The following is a 23,152-nucleotide window of genomic DNA, read 5'->3' on the forward strand; positions in this document are numbered from 1 at the left end:
GGGAAGCGCGCATGCGCTCGGCGTGCGCCGACAACTGGTACGATGCGCGCCCTTGATATTCAACATGTTTGCCGAGACTGCCATGCCAGGCCACGTCATTCTTTCGCACGGTTCCGATTCCGGGCCGCAGGCGACCAAGGTCAGCGTGCTGGCCGAGGTCGCCCAGTCGCTGGGATACAGCACCGAGCGCCCCGATTACCGTGAGGCCGATGCACTGGGTTACGCCGGTGCGGTGCCGCCCCGCGTGGCGCTGCTGGTCCAGCGCATCAAGGCCGCCCCGCAGCCGCCGATTCTGGTCGGCTCCAGCATGGGCGCCTTCGTCTCCGGGCTGGCCTCGTTGCAGGCACCATGTCGGGCGCTGTTTCTGCTGGCCCTGCCGATCACCATTCCCGGTGTGGCGCAGCGCTTTGACATGGCCGATGTACCGGCCATGCTGATGCACGGCTTTGCCGACGAGTTGTGTCCGGCCGATGCCGCGGTGGGCTTCGCGCGCGAGCGTCACATGCACACACAGTTGCTGGCCGATGGCCATCGCCTGGCCGAGCATGTGGATACCATCGCCCGCCAATTTCGTCTGTTTCTGGAGCACCTTTCGTCGTGATGCGCTTTTTCGCCACTTGCCCGAAGGGCCTGGAATACCTGTTGCGCGACGAGCTGGTCGCGCTGGGCGCCGAGGATGTGCGCGAGGCGCTGGCCGGCGTGCATTTTTCCGGCGCACTGGAAACGGCCTACCGCGCCTGCCTGTGGTCGCGTCTGGCCAGCCGCGTGCTGTTGCCGCTGGCCAGCTTCGATGCCGCCGATGCCGAGGCCTTGTACGAGGGCGTGGCGGCGGTGGATTTTTCCGCGCACATGCACGATGACGGCACGCTGGCGGTCGATGCCACCTGCGCGCAGAGCGAGCTCAATCATTCGGGCTTCATCGCGCTCAAGGTGAAGGATGCGGTGGTCGACCAGTGCCGCCAGCGTTCGGGTCAGCGCCCGGATATCGACACCGAGCAGCCGGACGTGCGGCTTAATCTGCACTTGAAGAAAAACCGCGCCACGCTGTCGCTGGACCTTGCCGGCGAACCGCTGCACCGGCGCGGCTGGCGTGTGGCGCAGGGCGAGGCGCCGCTGAAGGAAAACCTGGCCGCGGCCATGCTGTTGCGCGCCGGCTGGCCGGCCATTCACGCCAAGGGCGGCAGCTTGCTGGACCCGATGTGCGGTTCGGGCAGCCTGCTGATCGAAGGTGCGCTGATGGCGGCCGATGTGGCCCCGGCGCTGCATCGTGAGCATTTCGGCTTTCTTACCTGGCGCGGTCACGACCACGCGCTGTGGCAGCGCTTGCTGGACGAAGCGCAGGCTCGCGCCGACGAAGGCCTGCGTTCGCTGGAGGCGCGCTTTTTCGGTTCCGACGCCGATCCGCACATGATCACCATCGCCAAGCGCAACCTGCAGGCCGCCGGCGTGGCCGGTTTCGTGCGCCTGGACAAGCGTGACGCCATTCACGCCGCGCCGCCCGAAGATGCCGCGCCGGGTCTGGTGATCACCAACCCGCCTTACGGTGAGCGCCTGGGCGAGCGCAGCCAGCTGCCGACCTTGTACCGCGCTTTTGGCGAGGCGCTGAAAACGCGTTTTGTCGGCTGGCAGGTGGCCATTCTGGCCGGCGATGATGACTTAGGTCATGCCACCGGCCTGCGCGCGGCCAAGCGTTACAAGCTTTACAACGGCGCGCTGGAAACGCCGCTGCTGGTGTTCGATCTATCGGAAAAGGCGTTGGCGCCGCGTCCGCAAAAGCCGCTCTCGGCCAGTGGCGAGGCGCTGAAAAACCGTCTGGCCAAGAATGTGCGTCACCTGCGCAAGCGCTTGAAGCGCGAAGAAATCAGCTGTTATCGCGCCTACGACCAGGATCTGCCCGATTACGCGGTGGCCATCGACGTCTACGAGGACTGGCTGCACGTGCAGGAATACCGCGCTCCGGCCAGCGTGCCCGAGCACGAGGCGCGCGATCGCCTGCGCGAGGCGGTGCGCGTGGCCGGTGAGGTGCTGGAGGTTCCGCGCGAACGTATTGCAGTCAAGCAACGCCGTCGCGGCAAGGGTGGCTCCAAATACGGCCAGATGGACGAGCGCGGCCAGTTCATCGAAGTGCATGAAGGCGGCCTGGCGTTCCTGGTCAATCTCACCGACTACCTGGATACCGGGCTGTTCCTGGACCACCGCCTGGTGCGCGCCAAACTGCGCGAACTGGCCTGCGGCCAGCGTTTTCTCAACCTGTTTGCCTACACCGCCACGGCCAGCGTGTACGCCGCAGCCGGCGGTGCCAGCGAGACGGTGAGCGTGGACTTGTCGGCCACTTATCTGGACTGGGCCTCGAAGAATCTGGCGCTGAATGGCTTCAGTGGCCGTGCGCACCGTCTGGTCCAGTCCGACGCCATGGCCTATCTGGCCGCCGATCGCTCCAGGTACGGCCTGATCTACGTCGATCCGCCGACGTTTTCCAATTCCAAGCGCGCCGAGGATTTCGACGTGCAGCGCGATCACGTGCGCCTGCTCGAGGCCTGCGCCGAGCGTCTGACGGCCGACGGCGTGATCGTGTTCTCCAACAACTTCCGTCGTTTCAAGCTCGATCGCCAGGCACTGGAAAAAGCCTTCGCCATCGAGGACTGGAGCGGGCCGAGCATCCCGTTCGATTTCGCGCGGCGACCGGACATCCACGGCTGCTGGCTGCTGCGGCTGCATTCATAAACTCTTCAGTTCAAATTCATGGCTCGATGTATAGAGTTCGTGAAAAGATGGAGGTATTGCCATGAAACTGCCCAACCTGAAAACGCTTGTGTCGCTGGCTGCTGCCGCTTCACTGGCCTTGGCGCCGGCGGCGTTCGCACATGGACATGGCTATCGTGGTGGTTGGCATGGCGGGTACCACGGTTATCATGGCCATTACCGTCACTATCACGGTCACTACGACCGCGCTGGACGCTGGATTGCCGGCGCCATCGTGGCCGGTGCGCTGACCAGTCTGGTGATCGATGCCACCACGCCGCGTACCACCACCTATTACGACAATGGATATGCGCCGTATTACGACGGCTCGTCCACGGTGGTCTACAGCCGGGCGCCGCGCACCGTGGTTTACGAAGATGCGCCAGTGGTGGTTGAGCGTCGGCGTGTGGTCGAAACCACGCGCGTCTATGACGATCATGGCACGCGTTATATCCGGGATGATGGTTGGCGCGACGGCGACTGATGGTCGCCTTCACCAAGGCACGTCATATAAAAAGCCCGGTCGTTTCGACCGGGCTTTTTACTGGTGAAGCGATCATCTCCCTAATGATCGTGGGGCGGCACTGGCTGCATTTGCCTGGCGCCCGAACCGTCGCGCCTGGCATGAGCGCTCAGACGTTGATACTCGGCTTTGCTGATGGGCTTGACCGAGGCGATGGCACAGGGCGGCTGGTCGCGAGAGGCCACCTCGTCGCCGACATCACCGCAGATGCGTGGCAGATCGATGGCCCGCTTGTCCTCGGACGGCCGGAACATCAGGCCACCGCCCTGATGACCCAGTCGTGGACAGGCATACCGCGTCTTGATGAGGAAATAGCGCGGACCATTAGCCACGGTCATGGTGTGATCATCAATGACGTGCCAGTCGTTGATGCGTGTCAGGTCCATGCAGCGGGTCATCGGTCGCATCGGCTGCTGCGGCATCGGCGGTGGTGGTTTGGCCAAGCCCAGCAACGGCAGGCTCAATGCGCCAGCCAGCGCCAGGCGGATCAGTGTGCGAGTGGTGTTCATGGGGCACCTCACCGGCTTGGGACGTTGCCATGATGCAACGCATAGCGTGGCAGAAGCGTTGACCCGGACAGTGAACGTCGCCTGAGGCCACCCGCCCCCGGGATGGCCCCGGTTATGGCGGACCTGCTAGGGTCAAACCCGCACGTGGGGTGCGCCACACACGAAGTGTCCGCATGAATGCCTTGCCGAACCTCTCGGCCACCATGCCTCAGCCTGCCGGGCTGGGCGCCCAGTACACGCAGGTGCGCCAGCGCACGGCGGCGTTGTGCGAGCCGTTGTCTCCTGAAGACACCGTGGTGCAGTCGATGCCCGATGCCTCGCCGGCAAAGTGGCATCTGGCCCATACCACGTGGTTTTTCGAGCAGTTCATCCTGTCCCGGCGCGAGGGCTTCAAGCCATTCCGGCCGCGGTGGGATTTTCTGTTCAACTCCTACTATCAGTCGGTCGGACCAATGCATGCGCGCCCGCAACGCGGCCTGCTGTCGCGGCCCAGTCTGCGCGAGGTGATGGCCTACCGCGCACACGTCGATGCGGCCATGGCCGAGGCGCTGGCCGGCGAGGTGTCACCGGAGGTGGCGTTTCTGGTCACGCTGGGTCTCAACCACGAGCAGCAGCATCAGGAGTTGCTGCTGACCGACATCAAGCACCTTTTGTCGATCAACCCGCTGCAGCCGGCCTACCGCGACGATCTTGCGCAGCGCCGCGCCACCGCCTCGCCGCTGTCGTTTGTCGACGGTCACGCGGGCGTGATTGAAGCCGGGCACGCGGGCGTCGGCTTTGCCTACGACAATGAAGGCCCGCGTCATCCGAGCTTGCTGCATCCGCACCAGATAGCGCAGCGCCCGGTTACCAATGCCGAATATCGTCAGTTCATCGACGAGGGCGGCTATCGCACGCCGACGCTGTGGATGGCCGAAGGCTGGGATGTCGTGCAGCGTCAGGATTGGGCGCATCCGCTGTACTGGTCCGACGACCTGCAAAGCGAATTCACGCTAGGGGGGCGTCGTGACATCGATCCGCACGCGCCGGTGTGCCACGTTTCCTATTTCGAGGCCGATGCCTTTGCCCGTTGGGCTGGCGCGCGGTTGCCGCGCGAGGATGAGTGGGAACACCTGGCCAGCGCACAGGCCGCGATCAGCGGCAATTTTCAGGACGATGATCTGCTGCAGCCGATGCCCGCCGATGAGCCTTCCGAGGGCGTCAGCCAGTTGTTCGGTGATGTCTGGGAATGGACCTCAAGCCCTTATGTCAGCTATCCCGGCTTCAAGCCGCTGGAAGGCGCGCTGGGCGAATACAACGGCAAGTTCATGTGCGGCCAGTGGGTGTTGCGGGGTGGCTCGTGCGCCACGCCGGTCAGTCACATCCGCGCCACCTACCGCAACTTTTTCTACCCTGCCGATCGCTGGCAGTTCATGGGTATCCGCCTAGGGAGAGACGTGTCATGAGTTCACCAGCGTACGCCGTTCGCCTGCACGACCTGCATCCCAGTCCCGATGACATCCGCGGCGACGTGCTGGATGGGCTGTCACGCCAGCCCAAGCGGCTTTCTTCCAAGTATTTCTACGATGCCCATGGCTCGGCGCTGTTCGAGCAGATCTGCGAGCAGCCCGAGTACTACCTGACCCGCACCGAGCTTGCCATCATGCGCGCGCACATCGGCGATATTGCGCGGGCGCTGGGGCCGCGTGTGGAGCTGGTCGAATACGGCAGCGGCAGCGGCATCAAGACGCGCATGCTGCTGCAGCATTTGGACGATCCGGTCGGTTACGTGCCGGTGGAGATTTCGCGCAGCGCGCTGATGGCCTCGGTCGAGCGCCTCGGGCAGATGTTTGCCAATGTGGAAATGCTGCCGGTGTGTGCCGACTTCACCGAAGCGATGACGTTGCCGCGCCCCAGTCGCGCGCGCGAACGCGCCGTGATCTACTTTCCCGGCTCGACCATCGGCAATTTCGATGCGCGCGATGCCGCCGCGCTGTTGCGCATCATGCGCGCCGAGATGGGTGAGGATGGCGCGGCGCTGATCGGTGTGGATCTGGTCAAGGAGCCGGCGGTGATCGAGGCCGCCTACAACGACAAGGCGGGCATCACGGCGGCGTTCACCCTGAATATGCTGCGTCGTTTCAACGACGAGCTGGGTGCCGATTTCGACCTGGATGGTTTCCGCCATCGCGCGCAGTTCAACCCGATGGCCGAGCGCATCGAGACGCATATCGTCAGTCAGCGTTTCCAGGACGTGCACATCGACGGGCGCACGTTCCATTTCGAGCCCAACGAAGCGATGCTGGTCGAGTACAGCTGCAAGTACTCGCAGGCCTCGTTCGCACGGCTGGCCGCCCGCGCTAGCCTGCGCGTCACCCATTCCTGGACCGACCCCGAGCGCATGTTCGCGCTGCAGTGCCTGGAGCGCGCGCCGGAGTAGAGCGCCGGCCAGTCATCCCGGATCTTAAAAAAGCCCTCGCCGTGAACCACGGCGAGGGCTTTTTGTTTTGGGCTTCAATGCCATCGGCCTACTCGGCGGAATCGGGCACCTCGCCATCGAGCAGCTCGTGGCGGCGATGCCAGGCGGCCAGCGATTCGTCCGGATAATGCTCGAAGTGGTATTCGTGCTCGCCCTCGGGCACCGGCACCCAGTTGGCCTTGGAGTCCAGCAGGATATGGTTGCGCTCGGGTGCTTCGGGCAGCGGCGTATCGATGGCCGAGGCATGCGGATGCACCAGCTCGGGCCAGTTGGGATCGAAAAGCCACAGCGCGCTGCCGCAGTGACGACAGAAGTGGCGCTGGCCGCTGCTGGTGCGGGTGTCGCCGTTCTCGGTGATCTGCGCGCGATACACCGAAAGGTGTTCGCGGCCGTTTACTTGCAGCGTGTCGGCGCGGGCGCCCAGGTTGATGGCGTAGCCGCCACCACCGGCCGTTTTGCGACAAATCGAGCAGTAGCAGCGCATGTACGGCACCGGCGCGTAGGCCTCGCAGGAAAACGTGACGCGCTGGCAATGACAGGAGCCTTCAAGATGCATGATGGACCTCCGGGAGAGCGGGTGAGGGGCTTACATCGCTTCCTTGATGCCGCGGCGAATCAACCAGGCGTTGACCGGTGAAGCGGTGGCGAAGCCGGCCAGCATGGCAATCTGCATCATGAACCAGAACACCGGTCCGGTCTTGGGCAGGTGGTGATCGAAAATGGCGAAGATGGCGATGGCCATCCAGCCGTACATGCCGACCTGCCAGGCCGTCAGCGACAGCGTATCGGCCTTGATCGCCTGCTTGAGCACGCTGCCGGCCGAGTCGTCGCTCATCGGCTTGATGGAGAAGTACTGAAAGGCAATGCCGATAGCGAAGGCGACGATGTAGTCCAGCGTCCAGCTGGCGGCGACGTCGCTGCCGAACAGCGTCAGCGGCACCGCGATCAGGAACGATTCCACGATCAGGTCACCCAGTGAGCAGCCGCTGCCACAATGGGTGGCGCCCAGCATCACGCTTTGCCAGAAGGGTTTGTCCTTCCCCGGTGGTTCCTCGCCACGCTCTTTGGCCGCGTTCATCACCGGATGGGATTTCAGCCGGCCAATCCGGAAATACGCCCACAGCGCCAGCGGGCCGGCATATAGCGCGGTCACCGGCCACACCACGTTCATGATGCTCATGTGCTGGCGATAACCACGGGCAATGTCGATGGCGATGATGGCCGCGCACAGCACCGCGACCACCAAGGAAAGTTCGGCCAATACAGTAAGCCACTCGGGCATCTCGGGCCTCCAGCTGCGTTCCACTACAGCAACGAGGCTAGTGGTGCCACGGTCAACCAGGCGTCAATACGCGGCGGGCGCCCAAGCGCCTATTCAGCTGCGAGCTGCATGATGGGGGCTCCACGCGGATGATGGAGGGACCGTGAGCCATAGCGATTCGGACAGCTCAGCGCGCGCCGCGCCCTGGGTGCGCTGGACAGCGCGTACCGGTTTGACGGCCAAGGGCGCGGTGTACCTGATGCTGGGGACGCTGGCGCTCAACGGTGCGCTCAATCCATCCAAGCCGCCGTCCGATTCCAGCGGCGCGATGGCGCGACTGCAGCACTTTGTGGCCGGGCCCGCTCTGTTGGTGCCGCTGGCGGTTGGCCTTGGCGCCTACGCCGCCTGGCGTGTGTTGCAGGCGCTTTTCGACCCCGAGCATCGCGACGAACCGGCGCTGCGATTCTTGCAGCGCGTGGTGTATTTCTTCAGCGGCGCGTTCTACGCGGTGCTGGCCTGCGATGCGCTGGCGCATGCATTTGGCATCCACCCCAACGACACCCACGGCCGCGCGCAGGCGCACTGGACCCAGGCGGTGATGCATTGGCCGATGGGGCGCTGGATGATTGGCGGCGTCGGGCTGGGTATCGGCATCTTCGCCATCAGCGAGTTGATCCGCATGTTCTCGGGCAATCTGAGCGAGCGCCTGGGCGTGGCCGAGGGGCGCTGGCGGCCTCTGGTCTGGATCGGCGGCTTTGGCATCATCGCCCGCGCGCTGACTTTCGGTACCGCCAGTGGCCTGCTCATTCATGCGGCCTGGACCGCTCACGATAACCACGCCCAGGGCCTGGCCGGTGCGCTGAAAACGCTGCGGCATCAACCCTATGGCCCCTGGCTGTTGGGTGCCACGGCGCTGGGCTTGACCGCGTTCGGCATCTTCCAGCTCATCCAGGTATTCATTCGCCCGATTGACCCGCTTTGATGACGTCTGGGCGGTTCGCACAGCGCTGAACCCAACCGAGCTCCGCTCTCTGGAGCATGGCAAGGCCCGTGGCGCCATCTGGAAACGCTGCATGCGCTGAACAAAGCGCCTCAAGACATCCCTGTCCATCGGCTACTGCCCTTTTTGAATCGGCTCAAGTGGCGTTTTCGAGCACGCCAATGGTCTTGAGCCAGGTTTTCATCAGCGTGGGCCAATGCGTGATCGGGTCTTTGGTGGGGCGCAGGCCGAAGGCGTGACCGCCGTGGGCGTAGATGTGAAGCTCGGTGGGTACCTTGGCCTTTTTCAGCGCGTCGAAGTAGGTCAGCGCCTGCTGCACGCCATCCACATCGTCATCTTCGGCCTGCACGATGAAGGTCGGCGGCGTGTCGCGGGTGACCGGCACATTGGGGTTGAGCGTGCCGTCCTTGTCCAGATGGCCGGGGTAGATGGCGGCGGCAAAGTCCGGCCGCATGCTGACCTTGTCGGCCGCATCCACCGGCTTGTAGAGGCGATGCGTGTAGCGCGTGCTGGCTTCGGCCACCAGATAGCCGCCGGCAGAAAAGCCGATCACGCCGATTTTGTGCGGATCGATATGCCACTTTTGGGCGTGATAACGCACCAGGCTGAGCGTGCGCTGGGCATCATCCAGCGCCAGCGTGGGGGTCTGAAAATTGTGCGGGCGACAATCGCAGTGCCAGTCGTAAGTGGGGCCGGGCACGCGATACTTGAGCAGCACGCAGGTGATGCCGTTGTGCGTGAGCCAGTGGCAGATTTCGCTGCCTTCCAGGTCGATGGCCAGAATCTGAAAGCCCCCGCCGGGAAACACCACCATGGCCGCTCCAGTGTTGTGTCCGCTGGGGCGATAGACCGTCATCGTTGGGCGGGTCACGTTGGTGATCCAGGTGTAAGGCTTGCCACCGACTGTGCCCTTGCTGACCGCCATTTTCTCCGGCCCCGGCACGGCTTGCGCATCGGGAGGCGTACCCGGCCATATGGGTATCTGCACATGATGGCCTTCCGGTTGCCATACCTTTGGGCTGGCATGCACGGTGGCCGTGGCCAGCAGTGCGCACAGCATCACCCACAGTACTTTCATCGTCAGTTTCCCCTCTTTGTGTGATCGGTGTTTGGCAAGGCCATCATGCCTCGCGGCCAAGCGCGTGCGTGCCGGCTGCCACGTGTGGCCGCGCACGGGCGCAAGCGTCATGGTGGCGCGACACGCCGCCACCTTGATGACGTAAAACGGGCGAAACGCGGGCAGGGGCCTAAAAGGGCGAACACTTCGCAGCCTGTGACAAGGCGCTGGCGCAAGTGTGTGACGTTGCGCGTTGAGGCGTTGGATGCCAGCTTTCGCTAGCATGACGGGGAGGGTAGAGGGCACTTGATATCCGTGCCCCCGCCACCCTCGGCTCGCCAGTAGCCAGTAGCCAGTAGCCAGTAGCCAGTAGCCAGTAGCCAGTAGCCAGTAGCCAGTAGCCAGTAGCCAGTAGCCAGTAGCCAGTAGCCAGTAGCCAGTAGCCAGTCGTCAGTCGTCAGTCGTCAGTCGTCGAAGCCGAAGCCGAACCCGCTGAGCACCAAGCTGCCGTCATCCCTGCGAAAGCAGGGGTCCAGCGACGTGCAGCACCAAGTGCCCTGAGCGCGGTCAACGCCTCAGGTCGCCCGGCGCTTGCGGCCGGACAGCTGGTCGAGCAGTTCGTGCGCGGTGCGGATGCGCTCGGCCGGCTCTTCCAGCTCCATCTGGATCTTGAGCTTTTCCTGCCCCTCCAGCTGGAAGATGCGCGGTTGGCTTTGCACCAGGCGGATGATCGCCATCGGATCGATCTCTGGCTGCTCGCGGAACAGCACGCGTCCGCCAGCGGGGCCAAATTCCAGCTTGCGAATCCCCAAGGGGGTAGCGCGCAGCTTCAGCTCGGTGACCGCAAACAGGTGTCGCACGGCATCGGGCAGCAGGCCGAAGCGGTCGATCATCTCCACCTGCAGGTCGCGCAGGCCCTGATCATCGCGCGCGCTGGCAATGCGCTTGTACAGCGTCAGGCGCGTGTGCACATCGGGCAGGTAGTCGTCCGGAATCAGTGCCGGCATGTGCAGCACCACTTCGGTTTCGTGCTCGGAGGTCAGGTCGAAGTCGGGCAGCTTGCCACTCTTGAGCGCGCGCACGGCGCGGTCCAGCAGCTCGTTGTAAAGGCCAAAACCCACTTCCTGGATCTGCCCGGACTGTTCGTCGCCCAGCAGCTCGCCGGCGCCGCGGATTTCCAGATCGTGCGTGGCCAGGGTGAAGCCCGAGCCCAGCTCCTCCAGCGAAGCCAGTGCCTCCAAACGCTTGCCGGCGTCGGCAGTCATGGCGCGCTTGTCCGGCACGATCAGGTAGGCATAGGCGCGGTGATGCGAGCGACCGACGCGGCCACGCAGCTGATGCAGCTGGGCCAGACCGAAACGGTCGGCGCGGTCGATGATGATGGTGTTGGCGGTGGGGATGTCGATGCCGGTTTCGATGATGGTGGTACACACCAGCACGTTGAAGCGCTGGCGGTGGAAGTCCAGCATCACCTGTTCCAGCTCGCGCTCGGGCATCTGGCCGTGCGCGATGCGCACGCGCGCCTCGGGCATCAGCTCCTCCAGCTCGCGCGCACTGCGCTCGATGGAGCTGACTTCGTTGTGCAGGAAATATACCTGGCCACCACGCGCCAGTTCGCGCTGGATGGCTTCGCGGATCAGCGCCGGGTCGTGCTGGGCGATCAAGGTTTTCACTGCCATGCGATGGGCCGGCGGCGTGGCGATGATGGACAGATCGCGCAGGCCGTTCATCGACATGTTGAGCGTGCGCGGGATCGGCGTCGCGGTCATGGTCAGAAGATCGACCTCGGCGCGCAGCTTTTTCAGCTGTTCCTTCTGGCGCACGCCAAAGCGCTGCTCTTCGTCGACGATGACCAGCCCCAAATCCTTGAACTTCACATCGCCCTGCAACAGCTTGTGGGTGCCGACGATGACGTCGATCTGGCCCTCGGCCAGCTTTTCCATGGCCCTGGTGATGTCTTTTTTCGACTTGAAGCGCGACATCACTTCGACGCGGATCGGCCAGTCGGCAAAGCGGTCGGCAAAGTTCTGGAAGTGCTGCTGGGCGAGCAGGGTGGTGGGTACCAGCACGGCGACCTGCTTGCCGGCCAGCGCGGTAACGAACGCCGCGCGCAGCGCGACCTCCGTCTTGCCGAAGCCGACGTCACCACAGATCACGCGGTCCATCGGCTGCGGTCGTGCCAGGTCGGCCAGCACCGACTCGATGGCCAGCTGCTGATCGGGCGTTTCCTCAAAGGGAAAGCGCGAGGCAAAATCGGCGTACATGGCCTTGTCCGACTCCACCGACACGCCCTGGCGCGCCTCGCGCTGGGCATAGATGGCCAGCAGTTCGGCGGCCACATCGCGCACCTTCTCGGCGGCCTTTTTGCGCGCCTTTTCCCAAGCGTCGCCACCCAGCGAGTGCAGCGGCGCCAGTTCCGGTGCGGTGCCGGTGTAGCGGCTGACCAAGCCCAATTGCGCGACGGGCACGTAGAGCTTGTCGCCCTTGGTGTATTCGATGGCCAGAAATTCGGCCGGCTCGTCGCCGACATCCAGCGCCACCAGCCCTTGGTAGCGGCCCACGCCGTGGTCGATATGCACGATCGGCGCGCCGATGGAAAGCTCGGTGAGATCGCGGATGATGGTGTCCGGATCGCGCGCGGCCGCGCCACGGCGTCGGCGCCGATCCTGACGCACACGCTCGCCATAAAGCTCGCGTTCGGTAAGCACCGTCAGCGCCGGATCGGTGATCGCAAAGCCCTGGTCCAGCGGCTCGACGGTGATGGCCAGCTTTTCCTTGCCGGCGACGAAGTCGGCCCAGGATTCGACGGGACGCGGGCGCAGATCGATTTCGGCCAGCTGGTCGGCCAGCGCCTCGCGGCGGCCGGCCGAATCGGCGGCAATCAACACGCGACCACTGTAGGCGCCGACAAAGCGCTTCAGGCCGGTGCCGGCATCCTCGCCCTTGGCGTTGAGCGGTACCTGTGGCGCCGGTTGCGAGCCCAGGTCCACGGCGTGCTCGCGTCCGGCCGGCACCATCTCGGCGCGCAGCTGCTGGTTCAGCGCCTCGCGCAGGGCTTCCGGCGGCAGGTAGATATCGGCCGGCGGCAGGATCGGGCGTTCGATATCGTGCGCGCGCTGATCGTAGCGATCGGCGGTCTGCTTCCAGAAGTGCTCGGCCGACTCCAGCGCCTCCTCGCCGAGTACGATCAGGCTTTGCGCGTCCAGGTAATCGAACAGCGTTTCGGTGTGCTCGAAAAACAGCGGCAGGTAGTACTCGATGCCGCCCGGCGTGACGCCTTCCTTCATGTCCTGGTAGATCGGGCAGCGCCGCGGGTCGATCGGAAAGCGCGCGCGCAGGTTGTTGCGAAAATCCTTGGCCGCCGCATCGGTCAGCGGGAATTCGCGCGCCGGCAGAAGCTCGACAACGTCCACCTTGTCGGCCGAGCGTTGGGTTTCCGGATCGAAGGTGCGGATCGATTCGATCTCATCGTCGAACAGCTCGACGCGATACGGCTCGGCCACGCCCATCGGGAAAATGTCGATCAGCGAGCCGCGCACGGCGAAGTCGCCCGGCTCGGCCACCTGCGGCACGTGCCGGTAGCCGGCCGATTCCAGGCGCCGCTGCTCGGCCTGAAGGTCAAGCGTCTGGCCCAGTTGAAGCGAGAGGCCGGAGCCGGCGATATAGCTGCGCGGCGCCAGGCGCTGCATCAACGTGGCGACCGGCACCACCAGCACGCCGCGCTTGACGCTGGGCAGGCGATGCAGGGTGGCCACGCGCTGCGAGACGATTTCCGGGTGCGGGCTGAAAAGATCGTACGGCAGCGTCTCCCAGTCCGGAAAATGCAGCACCGGCAGATCGCCGGCAAACACGGCCAGTTCATCCTCCAGCTGATGCGCGCGCAGGTTGTCGCGGGTCACCGCCACTACCAGGCCATTGTGGGCGCGGGCGGCCTCGATCACGGCCAGCGCCTTGGCCGAGCCGTGCGGCGTCACCCAGAAGGCGCGCTGTTTGGGCGAGGAAGGAAGCGTGGGGGCAATCAGCGAGGCTGGCATCTGGATCCGATCGTGACGGGGGCGCATGCGCCCTCGTGGATATGCGCGCACGGCCCGGAAAGACAAGACCGCCCATTCTAGCAGGCGTGTGTAAACACGCTGTCGGTGTGCCGGCGCTGTCGGCGTGCCGGGTGGCCTGAGCGAGCGCTAACGCACACCGATCCGGTGCGACTGGCTACGCTTGTGCTGTCTCGTCCAGTGCCAGCGCGATCAGCGTGGTGCCCGGCTCGTTCACCGCCGGTCGGCGCTTGAAGCCCAGATGGCGGCAAAGATCGAGCATGGGGCGGTTTTCCAGCAGCACGTAGCCCCAGATTTCATCGACGCCGCGGCGGCGGCATTCATCGACCAGGTGCTGCATCAGCAGCGCGCCCAGGCCGCGTCCGGTCCAGCCATGCTCGACCAGCACTGCGAACTCGGCGCCGTTGGTGGCCTCGTCGATATAGATGCGCCCCACGCCACGCATTTCCTCCTGCGGACCGCTGGGGTCCATCAGTACGAAGGCGGCTTCGAAGGCATCGTCCAGTTCGCACAGGCGCCTTGCCATGGGCTCGGGCAGCTGCGACATCGGATGCAGGAAACGCAGGCGGATTTCCTCCGCGGAAAGGCGCTGGAAGCAGCGCTGCAACGCGGCCACATCCTGCGGCGCAATGGGGCGCAGTGTCAGTTGGCGACCATCGGGCAGGCTTACCGATTCGCCGCGCGGCAGCGGCGCCACCTGCACCTTGGCAAAGCGGCGCGATGCCGGGGGCGGCAGCGGCGCCTTGTCCAGCGGCGCGGCCGCTGGCATGTCCTGGCGCAGCGTGCGAACCGTACTCATGCGTATATTGTGCGATGCAACATTCGCGGCGTCCAGATCTTTTGGTCCTCAGTGTGGACTGGGCCATCAGGCAACCCAAGACGCGGCGCACCACTACTTCACGCCAGCACAGCGCGAGCCTAGACTCGGGGGACTTCGATCCGCTGCCGGGTCGATCCCATGGGGAAAGCACTACCGCATGTCCGGACACAGCTCATCGCTGCGCGCGATCTTTCTGGCGCTGGGCGCCAATCTGGCCATTTTCATCGCCAAATTGGTGGCCGCCATTTTCACCGGCTCCGGCGCCATGCTGGCCGAAGCCGTGCACTCGTTGGCCGATTGCGGCAATCAGGGGTTGCTGTTGCTGGGCCTGCGTCAGGCGGCCAAGCCACCATCGAGCGCCTATCCGCTGGGCTGGGGGCGGGCGCTGTATTTCTGGTCGTTCCTGGTCGCGTTGCTGCTGTTTTCGGTGGGCGGCGTGTTTTCCATCTACGAAGGCATTCACAAGCTCTCGCATCCGGAGGCCCTGCGCTGGCCTTGGCTGGCGCTGGGTGTATTGCTGTTTGGTGTGCTCGCCGAAGGCACCTCATTGGCCGGCTGCCTGGGCGAAATCAACAAGCAGCGCCACGGCCGTAGCCTGTGGCGCTGGTTTCGCGAAACCCGTTCCAGCGAGTTGCTGGTGGTGTTCGGTGAGGATCTGGCGGCCTTGATCGGCCTGAGCCTGGCGTTGATCGCCGTGGGCCTGACCATGCTGACCGGCAACCTGCTGTTCGATGCGCTGGGCACCATCGCCATCGGCGTGTTGCTGGTGGTGGTTGCCATCGCCGTGGCGATCGAGGTGAAAGCCTTGCTGATTGGTCAGGGAATCGAGCCACAACGGCGCGCCGAACTGGAGCGCTTTCTCGCCGCGCGCGAGGAAATTGCCGAGGTGTTCAACCTGCTCACGCTGCAAATGGGGCCGGACGTGATGGTGGCGGTGAAGGCGCGCATGGCGCCGGCGGACTCGCCACGCGCGATGATCGAAGCCATCAACCGCGTCGAGGCGCAGATGAAAGCCTCCTTCCCGGACATTCGCTGGAGCTTCTTCGAACCGGACGTACGTGATTGATGATCGGCCTCTGCCCGGTGTGCCAGCAGGCCGTCTGGTTTTGCTGGTAGGGGACCCAAGCCACACTCGGCGTCATGTAGCCATATATGGTCGGGCGCGCGGCGGGGCGCCTGAATCATCGATTCGCTAGCCGGTGATGGACGAGTGCATGCGAGCGCGTTCTTCGGGGCTATGCTTTGATGGATGTGCGGCCACCTGCAACAAGTAGCCATAGACACGCGCCGATCTCGCCCAGCTCGGCTGGCACCATGATGCCACCGGCCAGCCAGGTGCCTGGGTAGGTGGGGAACAACACGGTTCCGGCCAGATCCACCAGGTAGCCCAAGCCACCCAGCATCAATAATGCGCACAGCACGCGTGGCAACAGACCAGTGCGCATGGCGAGCCATCCCAGCGGGATCAACCACAAACCCCAGAATAGACCTGCCAGCCACAGGCTGTGTCGCGCACTGGCTAGCGCCATGCGCACCAAGGCTTCGTCCAGCCGCGACGGTATCGGCATGGCCTTGACCGCCCAGTGCACGGCATCCAACTGGTGAACCACTGCCATGAGCGATATCGGAATACTCATCCAGGCCAGGGCAACCATGAGTGTCGCGGTACCCCGGCCGGCGCGTGCCAATAATTTGAACAAGATCCAGGGCAGCAACAGAAAGGCCAACTGCTCGACGACAAATACCACCATCGATAACCGGCGCCATACCGCGGTTACGGCCACGTGTTGCGCCAGCGATTGATGCGTTTGGTCCAGCCCTGAAAGATGGGCCGGAACGTACATCAGGCTGAACAAGCCGGTCAGCACCACCACCAGATACAACACACCGGCCCAGTGGCCCTGCGCCTTGTTCGATATCATGCCGCGCTCCTTGGACTTTCCTTGGCAGGCGCCCAGCATACGACGTCGGTGCAGCGCTCGCCGCTTCCGCCAAACGAGCCTTCAGTGAATACCGACGCCCACGCCGATGCCGAAGTGCACATTGTGACCTTGCCGCAGTTCCTTGGCGGTCCATACGTGGGCGCCGCTGACCTTCACCAGCGGAAACACGTAGGGCGCCTGGCCGACATGACCTGAGCGCACGCCAAGGATGCTCCCCTGTACCGTGACCAGGGCGCCGTCTGGGTAGTCCAGTGGCTCGGCAAAGCCGGGCAGCTGCGCGATGAAGCGGCCGCCGTCCATGTCGCCCGGTTGCGGGCGCTGAGAGCCATCCAGCGGGTAACCGAGGATTTCCACCTCAGTGTGGTCGCTCATGTTGTGCACATCGATCACACGGCCGCCCCAGATCACGCTCTGGCCGTGAAACTGTTCAGGCGTATGCGCCACCTGGGCGGGGGTCACCATCGGTGCGTTGCCTGACGACTTGTAGATGGGCGCCGGGGTGCAGGCAGTCAACGCCAGCGCAAGCATGCCGGCGAGCGCGGCAGGCAGGGAACGGGCAAGGTGCGAACGGGGCAGCTTCATGGGCGTGGCGTGATCGGCGGACATGGCGCCGAGCTTAGCCGGCGATGCATGAACCTGTCACAGCGGCGCGGTGCTCAGGCGTCGCCTTCCTGACGCAGCCAGTTGAGCTTGTAACGCGCCGCGGTGCCATCCACACCGAGCAGCCGGCCCAGCGTCGGCAGCGCGTTGTGCAGCACGGTGTCAAAGCGCCAGGGCGGATTGAGAATGGCAATACCGGTGCCATTGAGGCGCAGCGGGGTGTCGTCCGGATACAGCAGCAGTTCGACATCCAATACGTTCTTGGCCGGGCACTGGGCCAGCCAGCGCCGGAAAGGCTGTACCACGCGCCCTTGCTTGATGGGATACCACACGGCGTAAGTGGCGTTGGGCCAGCGAGCCAGTGCTGTGTCCAGCGCGGCGCGGATCACGCGGAACTCTTCTTCCTGGGCCTCGAAAGGCGGGTCGATCAGCACCAGACCGCGCTTTTGCTTTGGCGGCAGCAGGGCTTTCATGGCCGCATAGCCATCGCGTTGGTGCACGTGGATGTGCGCATCATCGGCAAACAGTGCGCGCAACTGGGCAAATTCGGCATCCTGCACTTCGCAAAGCTCGGCGCCGTCGTCTTCGCGCAGCAGTCGTGCGGCCAGCAGCGGCGAACCCGGGTAGAAGCCGGCCTCCAGCACCGGGTTCACTTCTTCCAGATAACGGCGCAGCAGCGGCGGCAGATCGGTGGCGCCTTGCAGGCGTGCGATGCCGGCTTCGGACTCGCCGGTTTTGCGTGCCTCTTGGCTTTTCAGGTCATAGCGTCCGGCGCCGGCATGCGTATCGACGTAGCAGAACGGCTTGGACTTGGCCTTGAGCGCGTCGATCAAGCCGACCAGAACGGCGTGCTTGAGCACATCGGCGAAATTGCCGGCGTGGAAGGCGTGACGGTAATTCATGAAAGGCTCGGCCGCGGTTAGGCGGCCAAGTATAGGCGCTTGTGCCGGTTCAGTCGGCAGCCAGCGCGTAGGGCTTGTACTCGGCGCGCCACATGCAGGCGTCGATCATGGCCTCCAGGTCGTGATCGTCGAAGCGCTCGCAGTGCTTTTCCTTGCGCGCGCGCTTGGCCACGGCGATGGCCACGGTGCGTGCGGTGTCGCGCAGCTTGTCGATGGGCGGCAGCAGCGTGGCCGGACCATCCGGATCGACATCGGCTGCGTGCGCCAGCGCCTGCGCGGCGGCGGCAAACATGCCATCGCTGACGTAGGTGGCCTTGACGGCCATCAAGCCGAGCCCGACGCCGGGAAAAACGTAGGCATTGTTGACCTGATCGACGGTGTACTCCTGACCATCGACCTTGACCGGGTCGAATGGGCTGCCGGTGCCGACCAGCGCCTTGCCATCGGTCCAGTCCAATACATCCTGCGGCGCCGCCTCGCTATTGGCGACGGGGTTGGACAGCGGCAGCACGATCGGCTGCTCGGCATGCTTGGCCATGGCGCGGATCACTTCCTCGTTGAAGGCGCCACCCTGGCCGGACAGGCCCAGCAGTACGCTCGGCTTGGCGTGCTTGACCACGTCGATCAGCGCCACGCGGTCCTTGTCCTTGACCTTCCAGCCCTTGATGTCATCACGGCGGCGCGCGAACGGTTGCTTGAAGTCGGGCAGATCCTGATCGTCCAGCAGCAGGCCCTGCGAGTCGATGGCGTAGAAGCGATCCCAGGCCTGGTCCTCGGACAAGCCTTCTTCCATCATCATGTGCACCAGCAGGCGGCCGATACCGCACCCGGCCGAACCGGCGCCGTAGATGACGATGGTCTGCGATTTGAGATCCGAGCCGGTGGCGCGTGCGGCGGCCAGCAGGGTGCCGGCGGCGACGGCGGCGGTGCCCTGGATGTCGTCGTTGAAGGTGCAAAGCTGCTCGCGGTAGCGATCGAGCAGGCGCTGCGCGTTGGAGCGGGCGAAGTCTTCCCATTGCAGCAGCACGTGCGGCCAGCGTTTCTTGACCGCCTGCACGAAGGCCTCGACGAAATCGTCATAATCCTCACCGCGCTTGCGGCGGTGGCGCCAGCCGATATAGAGCGGGTCATCCAGGCGCTCTTGATTGTCGGTGCCCGGATCGAGCAGCACCGGCAGGGTGGTGGCCGGGTCGATGCCGGCGCAGGCGGTATACAGCGACAGTTTGCCGATGGGAATGCCCATGCCGCCGGCGCCCTGGTCACCCAGGCCCAGAATGCGCTCACCGTCGCTGACCACGATCACGCGCACATTGTCAAAACGCGGATGCGCCAGCATGGCGTCGATGCGGTCGCGCTGCGGGTAGCCGATGAACAGCCCGCGCGGGTAATGGAAATAACGCGAAAAGGTCTGGCAGCCCTTGCCCACCGTCGGCGTGTACACCAGCGGCAGCATCTCGGTCAGATGCCGCTCCAGCAGCGCGTAGAACAGCGTTTCGTTGGAGTCCTGCAGGTTGCGCAGCTGCAGGTATTTGTCCAGATCACGCTTTAGCTCGCGAATGGCCGCCAGGCGCCGCTCGATCTGCTCTTCCATGTCGCCAATGTGCGGCGGCAGCAGACCGTGCAGGGCAAAGGTGTCGCGCTCACTTTCGGTGAACGCCGTGCCCTTGTTGAGCAGCGGGTCGGTAAGCAGTTCGGTGCCTTGCTTGTGCACCACCAGATGATCGGAGCTATCGCGTGGGCTGGTCATGGCCCCTAGGGTGCGCCGGCGCGCGTTGATGTCATGTCAAAGGGATGTTTCGGCGGCCATCCGTTTCAATGACGCAAGGCGTCGGTGACCGTGCCGCGGTCGGGCTTGCCGCTGCAGCCCATCTGCTGCCACACCTGTTGCAGGTGGGATGGGTTATATCGGCCGACGTTCATTTCGCGCATGAACACCTTGCTGCAGTTCATGAACTGGCCGATCTGCTGCAGTGCGTGCTTCACCGGGGCACGGGCTCGTACATGGAAATTTCCCGCCAGGGGTGTGGCAGCCATGCCCGGCAGGCGTGAGGACGCTGTGTTTTCCGAGGCATGGAGCGCGGTGTTCAGCGGGCTGTGGTAGGCCCCAGTGGCCTGCGCGCGCGCCGGAACGGGGGTTGATAGCTGTAGATTCAGTGCGTTGCGTCGTGGTGACGAAAAGCTTCGCTGGCGGGGCTTTGCGACCGCCTTGGTCGTGTTCGTTACGTGTCTGTGTGATGGGGGGACATGGCGTGGCGCACGGATCGGTTCAGCCGTGCGCGTGGGAGGCGCCGGTGCTTTGCGTGGCCGAATCATGCGCACCAGCAGGGCACGATCCGGGCCAGGTGGCGTGTGTGGGCGTGTGCCCTGGGTGAAGGCGGGGCCAGCAGGAGCAGCAGCAACTGGCCGTGCAGCCATAAGGTGGCGCCGAGAGCGGCGCCACGCCGCAAGGGCGCGGCGAGCGTGCGTCTGGTGATTTGCCGTTCCATGGTCCACCTTGTTGGGGGGCCTTTTGTGTTGGGAACTCGGGACGGACACCAAGTTCCACCGCCGCGTGGAAGGCGGACGCAACCGGGATGCAGAGCCACCTGTGCTATCGGTCATTTCGCCGCCGACGATGCGGTGGCCACGCTTTGCGTAGCGCCTTTCACGCAGTCGGCTTTGCGCCACGTTTTTTCCTTTCGCCCGCGCCTAGCGGCGCTTGGCCAGCATGCGCTTGGTGTCGGCTATGGCCTCGGCCGGGTTCAGGCCCTTCGGGCAGGCGCTGGTGCAGTTCATGATGGTGTGGCAGCGGTACAGGCGGTAGCTGTCGTCAAGTTGGTCCAATCGCTCGCCGGTGTGGTCATCGCGGCTGTCGACCAGCCAGCGGTGGGCCTGCAACAGGATGGCAGGCCCCAGATATTTGTCGCCGGTCCACCAGTAGCTGGGGCAGGCGGTGGCGCAGCAAAAGCACAGGATGCATTCGGAATTGCCATCGAGCTTGTCGCGATCCTCGGGCAATTGCAGGCGTTCACGCTCGGGCGGCGCCTCGTCGCTTTTCAGCCACGGCTGGATCATCTCGTATTGCGCATACAGGCGGCTGAGCGAGCCGACCAGGTCCTTGATTACCTCAAGGTGCGGCAGGGGCGACAGGCGAATGCTGCCGCGCGGCAGGTCGTCGACATGGGTCAGGCAGGCCAGGCCGTTCTTGCCGTTGATGTTCATGGCGCACGAGCCGCACACGCCTTCGCGGCAGGAACGGCGCACCGCCAGCGACGGGTCGGTCTCGTCGATGATCTTCAGCAGCACATCCAGCACCATCGGTCCGCAGTCGTCCATGTCCACCTCGAAGGTGTCCAGCCGCGGCAGCGCGTCGCGCGCCGGGTCGAAGCGGTAGATCTCGAACTTGCGCAGGTGCTTTGCCTTGCCTTCGTGCTTCCAGGTCTTGCCCTTCTGCACGCGCGAGTTGGTGGGCAGGGTCAGTTCGGCCATGGGAGCACTCCTAGATCTTGCGTTCGGTGGGCGGGAAGGTGTCGGCATCGTCACGGCCGGTATCCAGCCGCACGGGGCGATCACCGAGGCGCACGCTGCCGTCGCGGTCACGCCAGGCGGTGGTGTGCTTGAGCCAGTGATCGTCGTCGCGGTCTTCGTAGTCGTCGCGGATGTGGCCGCCGCGTGATTCGGTGCGATTGAGGGCGGAATGGGCCAGCACCGAGGCCTGTTCGAACAGGTTCTGCACTTCCAGCGCGGTGACCAGTTCCATGTTCCAGGTCATGTCCGGCGAGGTGCAGCCGATGTTGTCGACCTCGCCGTGCATCTCGTCCAGATCGTCCAGCCCCTCCTGCATGGTGTCCTGCTTGCGGAACACGCCGAAGTTGGTCTGCATGATGTGCTGCATCCTGGCGCGTACCTGGCCGGCCTTTTCGCCGCCAGCGTTGTGGCGCAGCGCGTCGAAGCGATCCAGAATGCGTTCCTCGCAATCCTTCGGTGCCTTGGGCACGTCGGCGTCGGCGTCGACCACCTCGGCCGCGCGCATCGCCGCGGCGCGGCCGAAGACGATGATGTCGAGCAGGCTGTTGGTGCCCAGCCGGTTGGCGCCGTGCACCGAGACGCAGGCGGTTTCGCCGACGGCCATCAGGCCTGGCACGGTGGCGTTCTTGTCGTTGCCGCGAGGGTTGACCACCTCACCGTGCAGATTGGTGGGGATGCCGCCCATGCAGTAATGCGCGGTGGGCACCACCGGAATCGGCTCCTTGCGCGCATCGATGCCCTTGAAGATACGCACCGTCTCCAGGATGCCGGGCAGCTTTTTCTCCAGTGTCTGGTCGTCGATCTCTTCCAGGTGCAGCAGGATGTGATCGCCGTTCTCGCCGCAGCCGCGGCCTTCGCGCATCTCCACGCCCTCGGCATGGCTGACAATGTCGCGGCTGGCCAGGTCTTTCTCGTGCGGCGCGTACTTGGGCATGAAGCGCTCGCCTTCGGAGTTGGTCAGGTAGCCGCCTTCGCCGCGCGCACCTTCGGTAATCAGGCAGCCCGGGCCGTGCAGGCCGGTGGGGTGGAACTGCACAAATTCCATGTCCTGCAGCGCCAGCCCCGCGCGCAGCGCCATGGCATTGCCATCGCCGGTGCAGGTGTGCGCAGACGTGCACGATTCGAACACGCGTCCGCCGCCGCCCGTGGCCAGCACCGTCTGCTTGGCGCGGAAGCGGTGCAGGGTGCCGTCTTCCAGACTGAAGGCCATCAACCCGCAGCACTGGCCGTCATCGTCCATCAGCAGATCGATGGCGAAGTATTCGATGAAGAACTGCGCCTTGTGCTTCAGGCATTGCTGATACAGCGTGTGCAGGATCGAATGCCCGGTGCGGTCGGCCGCCGCGCACGAGCGTGCAGCCATCTCGCCTTCCGCGCAGTGCGTGGTGTGGCCGCCGAACTTGCGCTGGTAGATGCGCCCGTCGTCGGTACGCGAGAACGGCACGCCCATGTGTTCGAGCTCGATCACCGCCGGAATGGCCTCGTGGCACAGGTAGGCGATGGCGTCCTGATCGCCCAGCCAGACCGAGCCGGCCACGGTGTCGTACATGTGCCAGTGCCAGTCGTCTTCCATGATGTTGCCCAGCGCCGCGGCGATGCCACCCTGCGCGGCAGTGGTGTGCGAGCGGGTCGGGAACACCTTGCTGATGCAGGCGGTTTTCAGGCCGGTGGCGGCCATGCCCAGGGTGGCGCGCAGACCGCCGCCGCCGGCGCCGAGCACGATGACGTCGAAGGCGTGGTCAACGATGTGATAAGGCCTTGCCATGATGGTGGGGTCC

At 64.7% G+C, this 23,152-nt stretch carries 20 protein-coding genes; 7 read left to right on the top strand and 13 right to left on the bottom strand.

The features are described from left to right. Nucleotides 1–64 precede the first annotated feature (64 nt). From HBF24_RS00065 to HBF24_RS00075, 3 genes are all read left to right on the top strand, one after another. Nucleotides 65–601, top strand: a complete 537-nt coding sequence (locus HBF24_RS00065; protein ID WP_240922017.1) for an alpha/beta hydrolase — start codon at nt 65–67, stop codon at nt 599–601. Next, the gene (gene rlmKL / locus HBF24_RS00070) at nt 598–2,724 is read left to right on the top strand and encodes a bifunctional 23S rRNA (guanine(2069)-N(7))-methyltransferase RlmK/23S rRNA (guanine(2445)-N(2))-methyltransferase RlmL (protein WP_167167124.1); all 2,127 of its coding nucleotides are present in this window, start codon (nt 598–600) and stop codon (nt 2,722–2,724) included. The genes HBF24_RS00065 and rlmKL overlap by 4 nt, the downstream gene beginning before the upstream one ends. A gap of 61 nt (nt 2,725–2,785) precedes the next feature. Further along, nucleotides 2,786–3,226, top strand: a complete 441-nt coding sequence (locus HBF24_RS00075; RefSeq protein WP_167167127.1) for a hypothetical protein — start codon at nt 2,786–2,788, stop codon at nt 3,224–3,226. Nucleotides 3,227–3,306: 80 nt separating this feature from the next. On the opposite strand, the gene HBF24_RS00080 is transcribed toward HBF24_RS00075, so the two are convergent. Beyond that, on the bottom strand, nt 3,307–3,774 hold the full coding sequence (locus tag HBF24_RS00080; protein ID WP_167167130.1) for a DUF6491 family protein: 468 nt from the start codon (nt 3,772–3,774) through the stop codon (nt 3,307–3,309). A gap of 173 nt (nt 3,775–3,947) precedes the next feature. Between HBF24_RS00080 and egtB the strand changes: the two genes are divergently transcribed. Together egtB and egtD are read left to right on the top strand one after the other, a co-directional pair. Beyond that, the gene (gene egtB / locus HBF24_RS00085) at nt 3,948–5,219 is read left to right on the top strand and encodes an ergothioneine biosynthesis protein EgtB (RefSeq protein WP_167167133.1); all 1,272 of its coding nucleotides are present in this window, start codon (nt 3,948–3,950) and stop codon (nt 5,217–5,219) included. Next, nucleotides 5,216–6,193: an L-histidine N(alpha)-methyltransferase gene (egtD, locus tag HBF24_RS00090; protein ID WP_167167135.1), complete on the top strand. Its 978-nt coding sequence runs from the start codon at nt 5,216–5,218 to the stop codon at nt 6,191–6,193. Before egtB ends, egtD begins: the two co-directional genes overlap by 4 nt. Nucleotides 6,194–6,281: 88 nt before the next feature. On the opposite strand, the gene HBF24_RS00095 is transcribed toward egtD, so the two are convergent. Beyond that, a complete protein-coding gene (locus HBF24_RS00095) occupies nt 6,282–6,788 on the bottom strand; it encodes a GFA family protein (protein WP_167167138.1) in 507 nt (168 codons plus the stop codon). A gap of 30 nt (nt 6,789–6,818) precedes the next feature. Then, on the bottom strand, nt 6,819–7,514 hold the full coding sequence (locus HBF24_RS00100; RefSeq protein ID WP_167167141.1) for a DUF4396 domain-containing protein: 696 nt from the start codon (nt 7,512–7,514) through the stop codon (nt 6,819–6,821). Between the two features lie 142 nt (nt 7,515–7,656). Between HBF24_RS00100 and HBF24_RS00105 the strand changes: the two genes are divergently transcribed. Then, nucleotides 7,657–8,475: a DUF1206 domain-containing protein gene (locus HBF24_RS00105; protein WP_167167145.1), complete on the top strand. Its 819-nt coding sequence runs from the start codon at nt 7,657–7,659 to the stop codon at nt 8,473–8,475. Nucleotides 8,476–8,629: 154 nt separating this feature from the next. Here the strand turns inward: HBF24_RS00105 and HBF24_RS00110 are convergent, their stop codons facing one another. The 3 genes from HBF24_RS00110 to HBF24_RS00120 form a co-directional block, all read right to left on the bottom strand. Continuing rightward, nucleotides 8,630–9,571, bottom strand: coding sequence for an alpha/beta hydrolase (locus HBF24_RS00110; RefSeq protein ID WP_167167148.1), 942 nt, complete (start codon nt 9,569–9,571; stop codon nt 8,630–8,632). A gap of 554 nt (nt 9,572–10,125) precedes the next feature. Then, nucleotides 10,126–13,584: a transcription-repair coupling factor gene (gene mfd, locus HBF24_RS00115; protein WP_167168640.1), complete on the bottom strand. Its 3,459-nt coding sequence runs from the start codon at nt 13,582–13,584 to the stop codon at nt 10,126–10,128. 175 nt (nt 13,585–13,759) lie between these two features. Next, nucleotides 13,760–14,401 carry a GNAT family N-acetyltransferase gene (locus tag HBF24_RS00120; protein ID WP_240922019.1) on the bottom strand — a complete coding sequence of 214 codons (642 nt, stop codon included), beginning with the start codon at nt 14,399–14,401 and terminating at the stop codon, nt 13,760–13,762. A 178-nt stretch (nt 14,402–14,579) separates the two neighbouring features. Between HBF24_RS00120 and HBF24_RS00125 the strand changes: the two genes are divergently transcribed. Next, complete coding sequence (locus HBF24_RS00125; RefSeq protein WP_167167151.1) at nt 14,580–15,488, top strand: cation diffusion facilitator family transporter; 909 nt, start codon at nt 14,580–14,582, stop codon at nt 15,486–15,488. 169 nt (nt 15,489–15,657) lie between these two features. Here the strand turns inward: HBF24_RS00125 and HBF24_RS00130 are convergent, their stop codons facing one another. From HBF24_RS00130 to sdhA, 7 genes are all read right to left on the bottom strand, one after another. After that, on the bottom strand, nt 15,658–16,344 hold the full coding sequence (locus HBF24_RS00130) for a DUF4386 domain-containing protein (RefSeq protein ID WP_167167153.1): 687 nt from the start codon (nt 16,342–16,344) through the stop codon (nt 15,658–15,660). 81 nt (nt 16,345–16,425) lie between these two features. Next, nucleotides 16,426–16,971: a Slp family lipoprotein gene (locus HBF24_RS00135; RefSeq protein ID WP_240922021.1), complete on the bottom strand. Its 546-nt coding sequence runs from the start codon at nt 16,969–16,971 to the stop codon at nt 16,426–16,428. A gap of 50 nt (nt 16,972–17,021) precedes the next feature. Then, nucleotides 17,022–17,867, bottom strand: a complete 846-nt coding sequence (gene rlmJ / locus HBF24_RS00140) for a 23S rRNA (adenine(2030)-N(6))-methyltransferase RlmJ (protein WP_167167156.1) — start codon at nt 17,865–17,867, stop codon at nt 17,022–17,024. Between the two features lie 49 nt (nt 17,868–17,916). Further along, nucleotides 17,917–19,614: an NAD-dependent malic enzyme gene (locus HBF24_RS00145; RefSeq protein ID WP_167167159.1), complete on the bottom strand. Its 1,698-nt coding sequence runs from the start codon at nt 19,612–19,614 to the stop codon at nt 17,917–17,919. A gap of 65 nt (nt 19,615–19,679) precedes the next feature. Further along, complete coding sequence (locus tag HBF24_RS00150) at nt 19,680–19,901, bottom strand: hypothetical protein (protein ID WP_167167162.1); 222 nt, start codon at nt 19,899–19,901, stop codon at nt 19,680–19,682. Nucleotides 19,902–20,555: 654 nt separating this feature from the next. Continuing rightward, nucleotides 20,556–21,335 (bottom strand): succinate dehydrogenase iron-sulfur subunit, encoded by a 780-nt coding sequence (locus HBF24_RS00155; protein WP_167167165.1) that lies wholly within the window; start codon nt 21,333–21,335, stop codon nt 20,556–20,558. 10 nt (nt 21,336–21,345) lie between these two features. After that, the gene (sdhA, locus tag HBF24_RS00160; RefSeq protein ID WP_167167167.1) at nt 21,346–23,139 is read right to left on the bottom strand and encodes a succinate dehydrogenase flavoprotein subunit; all 1,794 of its coding nucleotides are present in this window, start codon (nt 23,137–23,139) and stop codon (nt 21,346–21,348) included. Nucleotides 23,140–23,152: the final 13 nt, after the last annotated feature.

It is taken from the genome of Oleiagrimonas sp. C23AA (genome assembly GCF_011759385.1).
GTDB lineage: Bacteria > Pseudomonadota > Gammaproteobacteria > Xanthomonadales > Rhodanobacteraceae > Oleiagrimonas.